Here is a 13,710-nt window from a genome sequence, read left to right as displayed (position 1 = left end):
TCAGCTTCATGCCTTCCTTGCGTTCCAGATCAGCAGTACCTTTGCGTGAATCGTCACATCATCAATGCGCGCGGTCTGGTTTTCGTAGTGTTGATTGTCCGAGATGAGTCGGTAATGCTCTTCGTCCAGACGCATCATGCGCTTGATGTAAAGCTCCTGATGCCAGGTAACCACATAGATTCCCTCACCGATGAATTCGGTAACACCCCGGTCCACGATGACCAAATCCTTGTCGTTGATGGTGCCCTCCATGCTCTGGCCCCAGCCGGTGATCATTGCCAGAGCAGAAGTCGACGTGTATGTGACTCCCTTTTCGCGCAGCATTTCTTCGCGCACTACCAGGTTGCGGACTGCCTCGTTGTAGTCGGCCGGAACCTGTCCATGCCCCATCGCTCCGCGGACGTCGTATTGAGGTATTAGAATTTCTTCTTTAAGCGGGCGAAGGGCTGCCATGTTGGCGGGTAGATATGACTGGTCTCCCGCGACATCACCATCCGCCTCTGCCGCAGCGGCGAGGACCATCTCGCGCGCCTTGCTGGATAGATTCCGCCCAGCTTTAGAGGAGAGCATGTGAGCCACAAGGTCAGCGCTCGACGATCCTGCTTTAGGGCCATCCAGTGCTGCAGAGTCGCCGGGACTGCCTGTCCCTTCCGAAAGCCAGTCCGGTGAGCACTCCAATGCCTTCGCCAGGGCGAGAAGATTCTTGCCCTTGGCGCCATTGGTCCCGCCAACCCAAAAGCTGACCGTAGCCTTTGATACGCCAGTCAATTTGCTGATGTCAGTAGCGGTGAGGTTCAGCTCCCTCATTCGCTTAGCCACTCGATCTTTGAATTCCATATTTAGGATTCTAAACAGTTCCCTGTTTAGATAACTTGCCTTGTGTTGTTAAGAACTCTAAACTCGACGCAGACCCTGGAGACGAACCATGACCTACGACGAAGCCCTGAAATATTTCGGCACTGGCCGCGCTATCGGCGACGCCCTTCGCGTGACCGGTAGCCGGGTATCGCAGTGCCGTTCGGCGGGAGGCTTCTCCTACCCAATGCAATGCGTTCTCGAAAAAGAGTCCGCTGGCCAGCTCGTTGCTCGGCGCGAAGACGACCCGGCTCAGACGATGAGTGACTCGGCGGCTTGATCGACAAGCAAATGATCGCCCGAGCATGACAAGGGCGCCACGGAAACAAATTTGAGGTTTTACGAATGGAAGATTTCTTGAGGGCTTGCCACACCACCATCAAGGAAAGTGGGGCAGAAGAACTGGCTGGGAAGATGTGCCTGGCACACGTGAGCCTGCTGCAGCGCTCGAACCCGGACAACGCGGCCCATCACCTGACCATTGAGCACCTGTTCGGGATCCTGCTTCACACCGGCGATATGCGCCCGCTGAAAACCCTTGCTGACCAGTTCGGTTTTGAGCTTGTCGCAAAAGTGGCGCCAGCGCCTAAAGCCTTGACCGCCTCGCTCATTCACGTGGGCAAAGAAGTTGCGGACTTGACGATCGCCATTCATGAAGCCTTGGACGACAACCATGTCTCCGCCACCGAGAAGTTCGAGATTTTCACTGAGATATCCCATGTGCGGGAAAGCCTTGCTCAGCTTGAAAGCTCTGTGAAGGCCGCTTGAATCGCGGGCACAAAAAAGCCGGGCTGCAACCCGGCTCTTTCAACAACTTGTAAAACACTGTGGGGCCATTATGAACATGACAGCTACCCCTGGCAACACCCCTAGTGTCGCGACACTTTTAATCGATTGTGAAAAAGTGTCACGACCAATATTCAAGTCTACAGAGACTCACCAGTTCAGCGGGAGGGCTCTCTAATGGCCCGCGCACGCAACATCAAGCCCGGGCTATTCAGCAATGAGCTGCTGGTCGAGCTCCCAGCATTTGACCGCCTGGCCTTCATTGGCCTGTGGTGCCTAGCAGATCGAGAGGGGCGGCTCGAGGATCGCGTGAAGCGAATCAAGATCGAACTGTTCCCGTGCGACGACTACGACGTCGAAGCCGGTTTGGCGCGTCTGGCTGCTGCTGGCTTCATTTCCCGCTACCACGTCGCGGGATTCTCTGTAATAGAAATTACCAACTTCCAAAAGCACCAAAGCCCTCATGGGACCGAAAAGGACAGCGCACTCCCTGACATTCACGGTTATCTCACTGTTTACGAACGGAAAGGTAACGTTGTCATTGCAGGCTCACAACGGAAGGTTCCCGTTTCTGTTCAGTCTTTTAACGTTAAAGAACCGTTAGATCCTGTTAATCCACCGTTAGATAACGCCCTGATTCCTGATTGTGGATCCCTGATTCCTGATTCACCGAATCAAGATCAACACCACTCCCTCAACGCCGGCGAAGAAAATCCGGCTGCCGGCAGCGACATGGGCAGTGCCGGAGAAGACTTGCCGCCGGAAGAGCCTGGGCCTGCTGTTGACCCGAAGTCCCCGGTCGAGATGACGCTGGATTGGATGCCAGACGCTGATTTGCTCAAAGCCTACTGCGTTCACTTCGGAGTCACCACGGACCTGTTCACCAAGGAGGCGGTCGCCCCGTTCACTGCCCACCACCAAATCACCGGCCTGCTTCAGCCTCAGGCTAAGTGGGTTTCGTTGCTGGTGCGATGGGTGAAGGACGACAAGAACCGAGACAGCAACGTCCGCCCATTCGTGAAGAAGGAGGCGCCATCCCGGCACACCGGTTTCGCTGAGCGCGACTACACCGCCGGTCTGGTACAGCGGGAGGACGGTTCCTATGCGCTCTGAGAAAGTCGTATCGATTTCTGACGGCGTAATGCCGATCCGTACTCAGCCCGCCGACTGCGAGAAACACGGTAAATTCGACCAGAAGGTTACCGTGATCCTGGGGCGTGAGCTCAAGGGCGGATGCCCTGAATGCCTGCGCGTCATCGCAGCAGAACGAGAGGCGAGCGCAAAAGCGGAGGAGTCTTACCAGCTGCGCCTATCACTGGCCCGCAAGCTGGGAGACGCCCTGATACCGAAACGCTTCCTGAGTCGCACCTTGGATAACTACCATGAAGAGCATGAGGGGCAGCGCCGCGCACTGAAATTCTGCCGTCACTACGTCGCGACGTTCGACCAGATTCGGGACGCCGGGCGTTGCATGGTGCTAATCGGCAAGCCGGGCACAGGCAAGACGCACCTTGGTGTGGCCATGGCCAACGAGCTTCTGCACAAGTCCTCTCGGACCGCCGTTTACCGGACGTTTGGGGCCGTTCTTCAAGCGATCCGCTCCACCTATGACAAGAGCAGCGACAGGACTGAAGGCAGCATCCTGGCAAGCCTGATCAGCCCCGATTTGTTGGTGCTGGATGAAATCGGCGTGAGCAAAGAGCAGCCCAGCGACTTCGAGCTGACCACACTTTTTGCAATCATCAATGGCCGTTACGAGCGAGAGGCCCCCACGGTGATCATCTCGAACCTCAAAGCCGACGAGCTTGGTCGCGCAATGGGGGACCGGTGCGTTGACCGCTTGCGCGAGGGCGGGCTCATCGTTGTCCCGTTTGATTGGGAGTCGCAACGCGGCAAGGACGGGTTCTGATGAGCACGATCACTTTGAGACCATACAGCCCGAAGCCCTCCCGGGCGATGCGATCGGGAGCCGCCTGTCATGCCTGATCGCCGTCTGGCTCTTCCTGAGATCGATACCTACCGCTGGGCAGTTTTCTGCTGCTCGTTCAAGGTCGATTTGAGCTCCCCGCCTGATCACGCGTTGGCTTTATTCGCCGACCAGGCCATGGCCAAGCGTTATGGCTCGTGGATGTGGCCTGGGACTTACGAAGTCGTCGACGTCGTCACGGGGAAACCGGCATGCGAGTGAGTTCGAAGAAACTCCGCGCCTCGGCGAACGGCCAAGAATGCACCGTCAGGATGCAAGGCATCTGCAATCACAACCCAGAAACCACCGTTCTCGCGCATCTGCCGTGCGGGCAGAAAGGCATGGGCATGAAGGGCTTCGACACCGTAGCCGTCTACGCCTGCAGCTCCTGCCACGACGTTATCGACGGCCGCGCCGTTGGCGACATCGACTGGCAGGACATGCCGCGCGCCATTGCCGAAACCCACGAAGGCCTGATCCGGGCCGGAATCCTCACCGTAAAGGGGTCTGCATGATCGACATGACGCTACCGTGGCCGCCGAAAGAGCTCAGCCCTAACGCGCGCGTGCACTGGCGGCAAAAACACAAGTACGCGAAAGCCTACCGCCGCACTTGTGGCTTGATCGCGCTGGCGCTCGTTGCACCGCGCCTCACTGGAAAGAAATACTTCTGGGTGACCTTCTGCCCGCCGAATCGCCGCTCTTACGACGATGACAACCTGCTGGCTCGCTTCAAGGCTGGCCGGGATGGCATCGCCGACGGCCTGGGCATCGACGACAAGAACTTCATCACCACGATCACCATTGGCGACCCTGTGCCAGGTGGCGCCGTGCGCGTGAACATCCGGGATTACCCGATCGACTCGGAGCCGAACACCCCATGAGCCAGAGCTTGCTGACCACGTTTTCTGATGCCGAGATCCGTCGCCAATCGGCGAGTACCCACATCCGTGACATGCGGGACGCGCGATACCCGGGCGTCTACTTCCGATTCCACAAGAACCGTGAGCGTGGCACCTGGTACCTGGTGTCGGGCGGCAAGTGGGACAAGATCGCCGGGTTTCCTCAGCTACCGGTGAAGGGTCTGATCGGCGCGTTGCCGAAGATCCGCGAGCGCCTGGCCGCCGATCCCAAAGCGTCAGCCGCGGCCGGCACGTTGCAGACCGTTGGAGAGTTGCTGGACTGGTTCACCGCCCGTCAGGCCGTTGACCGCAGTCTGTCGTCCAAGCGCCGCTCTACCAACACCTCGATCATTTCCTGCCACCTGAAGCCGCGGCTTGCCGATATCGCCGTGGAGGCCGTTGACCGTTCCAACCTCGACAAGCTGGTGATGTGGCCGATGCAGGCTGAAATGTCCCTGTCCTACGTCCGTCTGATGTGGGGAGTGCTGGTGGTCGCGTTCCGCCAGGCCGAGAAGCTGCGCCTGATCACTGCCAACCCCATCGCAGGGTTCCAGTTCACTGACTTCACCAAGGCCCGCATCCAGCCGAAGCCTTCTCGTCTGCGCGCCGTACAGCTCGAGGAAGTGATTGGCGAACTAGCTGCCGGCTTCGACCAGCACCCACAGGACTGCATGCTCGCCCTGATGATGCTGTGCCACGGGACCCGCGCCGGCGAGACCAGGCAAGCGCAGTGGTCCCACTTCACCTTGGGTGAGCAGGGCGAGTGGTTCATTCCAACCGAGAACACCAAGACCCGGTGCGAGCATCACCTCCCACTCACCCACCAGGCCTGCGCGTTGCTGGAGCGGTACCGGGACTGGCAGTCGGCCAAGGGCTACAAGGGCACCTACGTGTTCCCGGCGCGCGGTCGTGGACCGATCAGCGATAGCCAGGCCTGCGCCGTGTTCACCAGGCTGGGCAAGGGCGAGTGGACCAGTCACGACCTGCGCAAGGTTGCCCGCACTGGTTGGACTGACCTGGGCGTCGACTTCCTCATTGGCGAGATGCTGGTGAACCACACGCTGACCCGCAACGTGCAGACCTACATCCACACCTCGGCCGAACTGCTCAAACGCGAGGCATTGGTGAAGTGGCACGACTGGTTAGACGGGAAGGGTTTCAACCTGATTCACCGCTCGACCATGACTAGAAACGGAAATTCGCACAATGACGCCGAGGCCTTGAACGGCGCGGCCTCTAGCCAAATCCAGAAACCATAAAAGGCGAGGTTTAAAAATGGCATTCGTGATCGTCAAGTTCACCGCCCCTGGTGGTTATGAGTTCACCGAGCAGCGCGAAAAAGAACTGGCGCTCGATGAGGTCGTGATGATCGGTGCTGACCCGTTTGTGGTGCGCGCCGTCTTTGTTCCCGACTACTGGACTGCCTACGGCGACGTGAATCAGTACCGGGTTGTTCACGTCGTGCTGGCTTATAAGTCATTGGAGGCCGCATGAAGAGGTCCCACGGCCCTGCATTCCGCGCCGCGCAGCTCGACCTTGCCAAGTGCCCGGCATGCCGTGGTCGCGCGGTGATCAAGGGTGTCTTCCATGAACTCGCCTGCGTGCAGTGCAACGCCTCGGGCTGGGTCGCCGCCGACACTGGCGAGGCGCTGCCCCTGGAGGTGCTGGTTACGCAGCTGAGCATTCGCCTGCAGGCCGCCGAGCACCAGATCGCGCAATTCAATTGCTTCAAGCCCTCCGGCGCTGAAGCGCAATACAACGAGAACAACCGCCGTGGCCCAGGTGCCACCAACTTCACAGGGGATTGAGCCATGGCTATGTATAAGGACGTGATGGGCACCCTGGTGCGGGTGCTGGCAGCGGACAACATCGACAACAGCACCAAGCAGTCCTGGCAGAAGCTGATCGACGCCGACCTTCGCCAGGGTGGCACCGGCAGCACGCTCTCGGTCCGGGACAAGTTCGATTACGACTGCTGCCTCTATGCGTTGCTGCACCGGCAGCTTGAGCCGGCTCAGTGGGATGTGCTGGTGGCCAAGTACTCGACGCACAAGGGCAACAAGGTTAATGCCATCGGCCGCCTGGTAGCTCGAATGGTGTCTCCGGCGCCTCATCTGTTCATCTATAAGGCGCTGACCGCCTGGGCCATACCGAAGCTGAAGGGCATTCAGGTCGGCAAGCGATCAACCGACATGATCGTGCTGCCCGCCGAGTTCTACGACATGAACAGCTGGGACGTGGAAGGCAAGCCAGAGTCAACTCGTCGCCGCTGGAAGACCGGCATCGCCAAGCGATTGGAGTCCCTGGAAGAGGCGGCCGTGATCCACGCCACTGAGATATTCGACCGGGAACAGATCTTCATAGACGTCGCTTGACGTAGTGGCGGAATGATCATAAATTAGCCCCATCATGTCGATCTTGCGCGTTATGAGAGACGACCCAAAATTCTGAGCCCCGCCACTGTGCGGGGCTTTTTCGTTTCTGGAGTAACGGATGGATCCAAACGACCTCGGCCCAGGCACGTTCGCGTGGCTCGGTGGCACCGGCACTGTGCTGCTGGGCGGTCTGTTGTGGCTGAGGAAGTTCCTCTCGAAAGATGCGACTGATCGGGCCATGGATAACGCCGACATCGGCACGGTCCGCCGGCTGAATGAGCTGCTCGACACCGAGCGTGCCAGGGCAAACGCCGCCGAGGCCCGCGCCGACCAGTTCGCCAAAGAGCGCAACGAGCTCGCTGCAGCAGTAGGGCGCATGGAAGGGAAGATTGAAGCCCTCACCAGCCAGGTGGCACAGCTCACGGCGACGGTAACCTCGCAGAGCGAAGAGATCGCCCGCCTGCGAACCAAGCTTGGAGGGCTCAACTGATGGACAGATGCGCAATCAACTTCATCGCCCGCCACTGGTGGAGGCGAGCCGAGGTCTGGGTCATCGCCCTGTTGCTGGTAGCCGGCGGATCGATCCTTGGTTACCAGGCCGGTGTGTGGTCAGCCAGCAGCGAGCAGACCAAGCAGCTCGCCGAGGTACGCGCTGCGTACGACGCGGCCTTGGGGAAGCGTGACTTGCGGCTTACCACGCTGGCCGAGAAGACCCAGGACGCAGCGGTCAAGGTTCAAGAGGCATCAAACTCGGTGGTCCAGGCTGCCGATACCGCCAGCAAGGCGGCCGAGAAGGTCAATAAAGCGGTAGATCGTAAGGCGCAGTAACCGCTCCACGTTTACATCACCCACAAATTGTGGCGCGGAATGCGCCGAGGGCATCGCCATGGCTTCGAATACTAATTCCTCCAAGACTGTCACCATGTTCGGCTGGATCGCGGTTGTGATCATCGTGCTGTCGGTGGCTTCTTTCGTCTTCGCTTGAGTGCGAGTGATGGCATGCTCGGGATGTGCCGCCCGGCGCGCCAGGGCGATCAAGTGGCTGAGGATAGCGGCAGAGCGTGCAGCCTCAGTGCTTTCACCGAAACAGCATGAAGGAGCGGCACCTGATGGGAAGGCTGAAGACGCTGGCAAACAGGGTCAAGACACAGCCTGATCGGCTCGCCGCAGTCAACACCAACTCATGGCGAGCCACCAAGGAAACGGCCGCACAGCGTGGCTATGGCTACAAGTGGCAGAAGGCACGCGAGGGCTGGCTTCACGCGCACCCGCTATGCGTCTACTGCGAGCGCCTTGGACGGGTCACAGCAGGATCAGTGGTCGACCACATCGAGGCACACCGCGGCGACATGGCGATGTTCTGGGATCGGGCCAACTGGCAGACCCTGTGCAAGCCCTGCCACGACTCGGTCAAGCAGGCCGAGGAAGCTGGTGGTTGCGGGTCCTGGTAGGATTGAACAAATGAGAAGGATTCCCATTAAATATGCACCAAAGTGGTGCGATTGAGGTTTTCTATGGTGGGGGGGGTCTAAATATAGGGGGTGTATCGCTTCCAGACCGCTCCCGATCCCATTCGCACTTTTTTTCCCGACCCTAAGGTATTTTGTTAATGGTGTTAACAGACAAACAACGACAGTTTGTTGACGCTAAGGCCCGTGGTGCGTCAAACAAAGAGGCGGCAGAAGCCGCAGGCTGTAAGGCCTCCACGGCATCCGCCGCCGGCTCCCGCTGGGCAAATGACCCGAAGATTTGCAGTGCAATTCTTGCGCGCCGATCCGAGCTGAGTGTTAAACCCGAAAAGCAGCGAAAGCAGAAACCGGGCGCTGACGAACAGGCACCCGAACAGGAAGATGCCGGCGGCGAATACCTCGACTGCCTGCCAACCACTGAAGACCCCCTCGCCTGGCTCTTAGCTCTGATGAATGAGCCCCGGGCCAAAATCTTTGATCGCCGAAACGCAGCTCAGACCGCTGTGCCCTATGTGCACGGCAAAAAGGGCGAGGCTGGCAAGAAAGAAATCAAGGCCGACGCCGCGAAAGAGGCGGGGAAAGGTAAATACGCTGCGGGCAAGCCGCCGCTCACTGTAGTCAAGAGGTAGGCCATGCAATGGACAACTGCCTGCCCGGACTGGTGGCGGCGCCTCTCTGTCGGCGAATCCATCATTCCACCACCGCTCTTTCCAGCTGAGGCTGAAGAGGGTCTGGAGGTTTTTCGCTCGCTCAAGATCGTCGACGCGCCAGGTTGCCCAACTATTGAGTCGGCCTGCGCGCCATGGGTAATCGACTTTGCCGGCGCGATTTTTGGGAGTTACAACAGCGAGACCGGCCACCGCCTGATCAGCGAGTATTTCCTCTGCATTCCGAAGAAGAACTCCAAGTCCACGATCGCGGCCGCGATCATGCTTACGGCGTTGATTCGCAACTGGCGCCTCGAAGCTGAATTCATCATCTTGGCACCCACCAAGGAAATTGCCGACAACGCCTTCAAACCGTGCGCGGCAATGGTCAAGCACGATGAGGAGTTGAGCGCACTGCTGCATGTGCAGCCGCACTTGAAGCTCATCACGCACCGTGAGACCGGCGCCACGCTTAAGGTGGTCGCGGCTGACAGTGATGTGGTGGGCGGCAAAAAGGCCGTGGGCGTGCTGATCGATGAGGCTTGGCTGTTCGGTAAGAACGTGAAGGCGCCGGATATGATCCGAGAGGCCACCGGCGGCCTGCTGTCGAGGCCTGAGGGTTTCATTATCTGGCTGACGACTCAGTCAAACGAGCCACCGGCCGGCATCTTCAGATCGAAACTGAGCTATGCCCGCGGCGTGCGCGAGGGTCGGATCGAAGACCCGCGCTTCCTGCCGGTGATCTACGAGTTCCCGCCCGATATGATCGAGAGCGGAGAGGCACGGCGGCCTGAAAACTTCCACCTGGTGAACCCGAATATGGGGTACTCGGTGGATAGGCCCACCCTCGAGCGCCTGTTTATGCAGGCCGAGATGGATGGCGAAGCAGAGGTGCGCGGCTTCCTTGCCAAATTCCTGAACATCGAGATCGGTCTCGCGCTGATGTCGGACAGTTGGGTGGGTGCTGACTTCTGGGAGCCGCAGGCCGAATCGGGCTTGACGCTTGACTCACTCATTGAGCGCTGTGAGGTGATCGTCGTCGGTGTCGACGGTGGTGGCCTCGATGACCTGCTGGGGCTCGCAGTCATGGGACGAGTTCGTGATTCGCGCACTTGGCTGCACTGGGCTCACGCGTACGCTCACCCATCTGTTCTTACACGCCGGAAGACCGAGGCACCGCGTCTCATGGATCTAGCGGCTGTTGGTGATCTGACCCTGGTTAAAAAGATCGGTGATGACGTCGAGCACCTCGCCGCTACGGTGGCTCGCATCAACCAAGCCGGGTTGCTGGACAAAGTTGGCCTTGACCCCGCTGGTATCGGCGCCGTGCTCGATGCGCTGGCTGACGCGGGCGTTGAGGAAGACAAAATTATCGGCATATCCCAGGGTTGGAAGCTCACCGGTGCAATCAAAACCACGGAGCGCAAGCTTGCTGAAGGCGCGTTTTTGCACTGCGGACAGCCGCTGATGGCCTGGGCCTGCGGTAATGCCAAGGGTGTGCCCTCGGCAAACGCATTCCTCATCACCAAGCAGGCGTCCGGCACCGCGAAAATTGACCCACTCATGGCCACGTTCAACGCAGTTTCGTTGCTTTCTCTGAACCCAGAGGCGCTCGGAGGCATGGACGACTACCTCAATAACGGCTTTTTCGGACTAGTAGGCTGACCATGGCATTTAATTTGTTCAGGCCAAGCACCTGGGGATTTTTCGGTTACACCGATCCGGCGACGGGCAACTACGTCGAGGTCGATCTTGAGGTTGGTGGAAAAACTACCAAGGCGGGTATCAAGGTAACCGCCAAAACTGCGCTCTCAATCAGCATGGTCTGGTCTTGCGTGAAAATCCTTTCCGAATCGCTTAGCGGCCTTCCGCTGAAGCTTTACGAAGATGGCAGCGCAGGGCGAAAGCAGGTCGTAAAAAATGATGGGGCGTTGAAGTTGCTCCAAAAACCAAACCCCTACATGACTATGCTGAACTTTCTCAAGTTCGTTGTCGTGAACATGGCGCTGCGCGGCAACGCCTTCGCCCTGATCGAACGGAACAGGCACGGCGACCCGATAGGGCTTGTTCCGCTGGATTGGCGGACCGTCAAGATCGACACCGAGGCCGACCTCATCTACTGGGTGACACCCAGCGAGGGAGAACCTTACCCGGTTTCTCCTGAGCACATGCTCCACTTCAAGCTGTTCAGCCTGGACGGCGTAGTTGGTCTTTCGCCTATTGAGCACCAAGCCGAAACCATGGGCCTTGCCAAGGCTGGCCAGCAGTGGTCGGCGCGGTTCATGCGCAAGGGCGGGTTCACCGGCGGGTACGTGATCTACGACCAATTCTTGACGAAGGCCCAGCAAGCCCAGGTTATGGAGAAGTTCCCGGACGTGCGCAAGGCGGACGCCGACGACATTGGGAAAATGGCTATCCTGCAGGGCGGCCCGAAGATTGAGGCCGCCGGCATCACACAGAAAGATGCCCAGTTCATTGAGTCCCAGCAATTCCAGGAAGAGGCGTTAGCCGGCATTTATGGCGTGCCTCTATGGCTTGCCAACCGCGCCGGTAAGACCTCGATCATGGGCTCGAACCTTGAGCAGCAGCTCACCGGGTTCATCACCTTCGGACTCAAGCCCTACATCGACGTGGTGGAGGACGAACTCAACGACAAGATCTACCGGACCAAATCGCGCTTCGTCGAGTTTGCTGTCGAAGGTCTTCTGCGCGCAGACAGCGCAGGTCGGTCCACCTACTACGGCAGTGCGCTTGGCGGTTCTGGCGGGTCTGGATGGATGACCATCAATGAAGTCCGAGTGAAAGAAAACCTGCCTCCCCTGGAAGGCGACGAATACAACCGGGTCACCCGGTGGGAGATGGATAAAAATGGCGAATCTTGAAGTTCCGTTTGAGCTCAAGTCCGTTGACGAAGCCGGCAACTTCGAGGGCTACGCCGCGGTATTCAACAACGTGGATCTTGGCGATGACGTGATCTTGCCAGGCGCCTTCACGCGCGTGAAGGCAACCCGTGGCGGCAAGCTAAAACTTGCTCTCTATCACGACCTTACGCGACTGGTAGGCGCTGCCGACTACACCCAGGACGATCACGGCCTTCTACTCAAAGGGAAGGTAAACCTCAACGTCAGCTACGCCCGCGATGCCTACGAGCTGATGAAAGCGGAAATCCTAGACAGCATGTCGATCGGCTTCAATACCATCAAGGCAGATTTCGAGGACCGCGCAGGGCGGCGTGTTCGCCTCATCAAGGAGGCCGAGCTGTGGGAGGCCTCCTTTGTGCCGTTCGGAATGAACCCTGAGGCTCAAGTCCTCAGCGTCAAGTCGGACATCAGGCTTTTCGAGAAGGCCCTGCGCGAACGCGTTGGGCTCTCGCAGAAGGAAGCGGCAGCAGTCGCTTCGCTCGGCTATACCGCGCTACGCCGTGATGGCGGCAGCGAGGCCACGGCGATCGTGGATGAGCTGAAAGACATTTCCAACCTGTTCACCCACCATTTCGGAGTATCGCAATGAGCGAAGTAAAAGAACTGAAAGAATCCCTTGATCAGCAGCTGAAAAGCGGCTTTGAGGGCCTGCAAAAGAAATACGATGCCGCCATGGACGAAGTCCAGAAAGGCAACAAGGTCACCGGCGACCTGAAGAAGCAGATCGAGGACCAAAAGGGCGATTTGCAAAAGGTTATCGACCAGGTCCAGGACCTGGAGCAGAAGGGCGTCAAGTTGCGCGGCGGCCCGGGCGAGGGTAAATCGTTCATCGATATGATCAAGAGCGATGACAGCTATAAGTCGCTGTCTTCGAACTCGGCGAACCGTGCCGAGATCGAGGTCACCAAGTCCGATCTGGCCGCCATGAAGGAAGTGAAGGTCACCAGCGCTGGCATCGTTGCGCCGATTTACGACTCGATTATCCAGCCAGGCATTCGCCAGGAGCTGCGCATTCGCGACCTGCTCACCGCCATCCCGGTCACCGGGCAGAGCTACACCTACTTCCGCGAGAAGCTGCATACTCGCGGTGCTGGTCCGGTAGCAGAAGGTGGCACCAAGCCAACCAGTGACGTGACTTTCGAGCCGGTAACTGACCGCGTCAAAAAGATTGCAGTATGGATGCCGGTAACCGAAGAAGCGTTGGCCGACGTGCCCCAGATGCAGGGGTATATCCAGGAGTTGCTGCGCTACGACCTGAAACTGGAAGAGGAAAACCAGATCCTCAAAGGTGATGGTACTGGCGAAAACCTGAACGGCCTCATGACCCAGGCCACTGTCTACGACGCCGCCTTGAACAAGGCTGGCGACACCTCGATCGACATCGTGCGTCGTGGCATCTATCAGGTGCGCAAGCAGTCCAAATTGTCGGCCGATGGCGTCGTGATGAGTGAGCTCGACTGGATGAACATCGAGCTGCAGAAAGACGGTGAAAACCGCTATCTGTTCGCCAATCTGCAGGGTTTGGTTACCCCGATCCTCTGGGGCCGTCCGGTAATCACCTCGGACAGCATGGACGAGGGTGATGCGGACGACGGCGGCGAGTTCCTGATCGCCAACTTCGCCCGTGCTGCAATCCTCTTCGACCGCATGACCTACCTGTTCAAGATGGGCCTTATCAACGATATGTTCATCAAGAACATGATGGCGTTGCTGGCTGAAGAGCGTCTGGGCCTCGGCGTGCGCCGCAAGGAAGCTTTGGTCAAGGGCAACTTCCCAAAGTAAGCCTGAAT

The 13,710-nt window shown here is 58.7% G+C and carries 20 protein-coding genes; 19 read left to right on the top strand and 1 reads right to left on the bottom strand.

The window, feature by feature from the left end; all coding sequences use genetic code 11:
* Positions 1–6: 6 nt before the first annotated feature.
* Positions 7–837 (bottom strand): S24 family peptidase, encoded by an 831-nt coding sequence (locus tag BM403_RS18315; protein ID WP_093544117.1) that lies wholly within the window; start codon positions 835–837, stop codon positions 7–9.
* A gap of 88 nt (positions 838–925) precedes the next feature.
* Between BM403_RS18315 and BM403_RS18310 the strand changes: the two genes are divergently transcribed.
* From BM403_RS18310 to BM403_RS18220, 19 genes are all read left to right on the top strand, one after another.
* Positions 926–1,135, top strand: a complete 210-nt coding sequence (locus BM403_RS18310) for a hypothetical protein (RefSeq protein ID WP_093544115.1) — start codon at positions 926–928, stop codon at positions 1,133–1,135.
* Positions 1,136–1,200: 65 nt separating this feature from the next.
* Positions 1,201–1,623 (top strand): phage regulatory CII family protein, encoded by a 423-nt coding sequence (locus BM403_RS18305; protein WP_093544113.1) that lies wholly within the window; start codon positions 1,201–1,203, stop codon positions 1,621–1,623.
* A 195-nt stretch (positions 1,624–1,818) separates the two neighbouring features.
* Positions 1,819–2,754 (top strand): DnaT-like ssDNA-binding domain-containing protein, encoded by a 936-nt coding sequence (locus BM403_RS18300; protein WP_093544111.1) that lies wholly within the window; start codon positions 1,819–1,821, stop codon positions 2,752–2,754.
* Positions 2,744–3,550: an ATP-binding protein gene (locus BM403_RS18295; RefSeq protein ID WP_093544109.1), complete on the top strand. Its 807-nt coding sequence runs from the start codon at positions 2,744–2,746 to the stop codon at positions 3,548–3,550. The genes BM403_RS18300 and BM403_RS18295 overlap by 11 nt, the downstream gene beginning before the upstream one ends.
* 69 nt (positions 3,551–3,619) lie before the next feature.
* The gene (locus BM403_RS18290; RefSeq protein WP_093544107.1) at positions 3,620–3,829 is read left to right on the top strand and encodes a hypothetical protein; all 210 of its coding nucleotides are present in this window, start codon (positions 3,620–3,622) and stop codon (positions 3,827–3,829) included.
* Entirely contained in the window at positions 3,820–4,122 is a 303-nt protein-coding gene (locus BM403_RS18285) for a nuclease domain-containing protein (RefSeq protein ID WP_093544105.1), read from the top strand. Before BM403_RS18290 ends, BM403_RS18285 begins: the two co-directional genes overlap by 10 nt.
* A complete protein-coding gene (locus tag BM403_RS18280) occupies positions 4,119–4,490 on the top strand; it encodes a RusA family crossover junction endodeoxyribonuclease (protein WP_093544103.1) in 372 nt (123 codons plus the stop codon). The genes BM403_RS18285 and BM403_RS18280 overlap by 4 nt, the downstream gene beginning before the upstream one ends.
* On the top strand, positions 4,487–5,767 hold the full coding sequence (locus BM403_RS18275; RefSeq protein ID WP_093544101.1) for a tyrosine-type recombinase/integrase: 1,281 nt from the start codon (positions 4,487–4,489) through the stop codon (positions 5,765–5,767). Before BM403_RS18280 ends, BM403_RS18275 begins: the two co-directional genes overlap by 4 nt.
* A gap of 16 nt (positions 5,768–5,783) precedes the next feature.
* Complete coding sequence (locus BM403_RS18270) at positions 5,784–6,002, top strand: hypothetical protein (protein ID WP_093544099.1); 219 nt, start codon at positions 5,784–5,786, stop codon at positions 6,000–6,002.
* Positions 5,999–6,316: a hypothetical protein gene (locus BM403_RS18265; RefSeq protein WP_093544097.1), complete on the top strand. Its 318-nt coding sequence runs from the start codon at positions 5,999–6,001 to the stop codon at positions 6,314–6,316. The genes BM403_RS18270 and BM403_RS18265 overlap by 4 nt, the downstream gene beginning before the upstream one ends.
* 3 nt (positions 6,317–6,319) lie before the next feature.
* Positions 6,320–6,883 carry a hypothetical protein gene (locus BM403_RS18260; RefSeq protein ID WP_093544095.1) on the top strand — a complete coding sequence of 188 codons (564 nt, stop codon included), beginning with the start codon at positions 6,320–6,322 and terminating at the stop codon, positions 6,881–6,883.
* Positions 6,884–7,001: 118 nt separating this feature from the next.
* Positions 7,002–7,373, top strand: a complete 372-nt coding sequence (locus BM403_RS18255) for a DUF3450 domain-containing protein (RefSeq protein ID WP_093544093.1) — start codon at positions 7,002–7,004, stop codon at positions 7,371–7,373.
* Positions 7,373–7,711 (top strand): hypothetical protein, encoded by a 339-nt coding sequence (locus BM403_RS18250; RefSeq protein WP_093544091.1) that lies wholly within the window; start codon positions 7,373–7,375, stop codon positions 7,709–7,711. Before BM403_RS18255 ends, BM403_RS18250 begins: the two co-directional genes overlap by 1 nt.
* Before the next feature lie 281 nt (positions 7,712–7,992).
* The gene (locus BM403_RS18245) at positions 7,993–8,334 is read left to right on the top strand and encodes an HNH endonuclease (protein WP_093544089.1); all 342 of its coding nucleotides are present in this window, start codon (positions 7,993–7,995) and stop codon (positions 8,332–8,334) included.
* A gap of 158 nt (positions 8,335–8,492) precedes the next feature.
* A complete protein-coding gene (locus BM403_RS18240; protein WP_093544087.1) occupies positions 8,493–8,981 on the top strand; it encodes a terminase small subunit in 489 nt (162 codons plus the stop codon).
* A 3-nt stretch (positions 8,982–8,984) separates the two neighbouring features.
* Entirely contained in the window at positions 8,985–10,664 is a 1,680-nt protein-coding gene (locus tag BM403_RS18235; protein WP_093544085.1) for a terminase large subunit, read from the top strand.
* Positions 10,665–10,666: 2 nt separating this feature from the next.
* On the top strand, positions 10,667–11,881 hold the full coding sequence (locus BM403_RS18230) for a phage portal protein (RefSeq protein WP_093544083.1): 1,215 nt from the start codon (positions 10,667–10,669) through the stop codon (positions 11,879–11,881).
* A complete protein-coding gene (locus BM403_RS18225; protein WP_093544081.1) occupies positions 11,868–12,509 on the top strand; it encodes an HK97 family phage prohead protease in 642 nt (213 codons plus the stop codon). Before BM403_RS18230 ends, BM403_RS18225 begins: the two co-directional genes overlap by 14 nt.
* Positions 12,506–13,702 (top strand): phage major capsid protein, encoded by a 1,197-nt coding sequence (locus BM403_RS18220; protein ID WP_093544079.1) that lies wholly within the window; start codon positions 12,506–12,508, stop codon positions 13,700–13,702. The genes BM403_RS18225 and BM403_RS18220 overlap by 4 nt, the downstream gene beginning before the upstream one ends.
* Positions 13,703–13,710 lie beyond the last annotated feature (8 nt).

Source organism: Pseudomonas sp. OV546 (assembly GCF_900116845.1).
GTDB lineage: Bacteria > Pseudomonadota > Gammaproteobacteria > Pseudomonadales > Pseudomonadaceae > Aquipseudomonas > Aquipseudomonas petroselini.
This window is presented reverse-complemented; position numbering and strand designations above follow the sequence as displayed.

Coding starts and splice junctions, on each gene's coding strand:
- BM403_RS18310 (WP_093544115.1), top strand. CDS start 926: ATGACCTACGACGAAGCCCTGAAATATTTCGGCACTGGCCGCGCTATC.
- BM403_RS18275 (WP_093544101.1), top strand. CDS start 4,487: ATGAGCCAGAGCTTGCTGACCACGTTTTCTGATGCCGAGATCCGTCGC.
- BM403_RS18220 (WP_093544079.1), top strand. CDS start 12,506: ATGAGCGAAGTAAAAGAACTGAAAGAATCCCTTGATCAGCAGCTGAAA.
- BM403_RS18265 (WP_093544097.1), top strand. CDS start 5,999: ATGAAGAGGTCCCACGGCCCTGCATTCCGCGCCGCGCAGCTCGACCTT.
- BM403_RS18280 (WP_093544103.1), top strand. CDS start 4,119: ATGATCGACATGACGCTACCGTGGCCGCCGAAAGAGCTCAGCCCTAAC.
- BM403_RS18240 (WP_093544087.1), top strand. CDS start 8,493: ATGGTGTTAACAGACAAACAACGACAGTTTGTTGACGCTAAGGCCCGT.
- BM403_RS18235 (WP_093544085.1), top strand. CDS start 8,985: ATGCAATGGACAACTGCCTGCCCGGACTGGTGGCGGCGCCTCTCTGTC.
- BM403_RS18225 (WP_093544081.1), top strand. CDS start 11,868: ATGGCGAATCTTGAAGTTCCGTTTGAGCTCAAGTCCGTTGACGAAGCC.
- BM403_RS18290 (WP_093544107.1), top strand. CDS start 3,620: ATGCCTGATCGCCGTCTGGCTCTTCCTGAGATCGATACCTACCGCTGG.
- BM403_RS18260 (WP_093544095.1), top strand. CDS start 6,320: ATGGCTATGTATAAGGACGTGATGGGCACCCTGGTGCGGGTGCTGGCA.
- BM403_RS18245 (WP_093544089.1), top strand. CDS start 7,993: ATGGGAAGGCTGAAGACGCTGGCAAACAGGGTCAAGACACAGCCTGAT.
- BM403_RS18230 (WP_093544083.1), top strand. CDS start 10,667: ATGGCATTTAATTTGTTCAGGCCAAGCACCTGGGGATTTTTCGGTTAC.
- BM403_RS18295 (WP_093544109.1), top strand. CDS start 2,744: ATGCGCTCTGAGAAAGTCGTATCGATTTCTGACGGCGTAATGCCGATC.
- BM403_RS18285 (WP_093544105.1), top strand. CDS start 3,820: ATGCGAGTGAGTTCGAAGAAACTCCGCGCCTCGGCGAACGGCCAAGAA.
- BM403_RS18255 (WP_093544093.1), top strand. CDS start 7,002: ATGGATCCAAACGACCTCGGCCCAGGCACGTTCGCGTGGCTCGGTGGC.
- BM403_RS18305 (WP_093544113.1), top strand. CDS start 1,201: ATGGAAGATTTCTTGAGGGCTTGCCACACCACCATCAAGGAAAGTGGG.
- BM403_RS18300 (WP_093544111.1), top strand. CDS start 1,819: ATGGCCCGCGCACGCAACATCAAGCCCGGGCTATTCAGCAATGAGCTG.
- BM403_RS18250 (WP_093544091.1), top strand. CDS start 7,373: ATGGACAGATGCGCAATCAACTTCATCGCCCGCCACTGGTGGAGGCGA.
- BM403_RS18270 (WP_093544099.1), top strand. CDS start 5,784: ATGGCATTCGTGATCGTCAAGTTCACCGCCCCTGGTGGTTATGAGTTC.
- BM403_RS18315 (WP_093544117.1), bottom strand. CDS start 837: ATGGAATTCAAAGATCGAGTGGCTAAGCGAATGAGGGAGCTGAACCTC.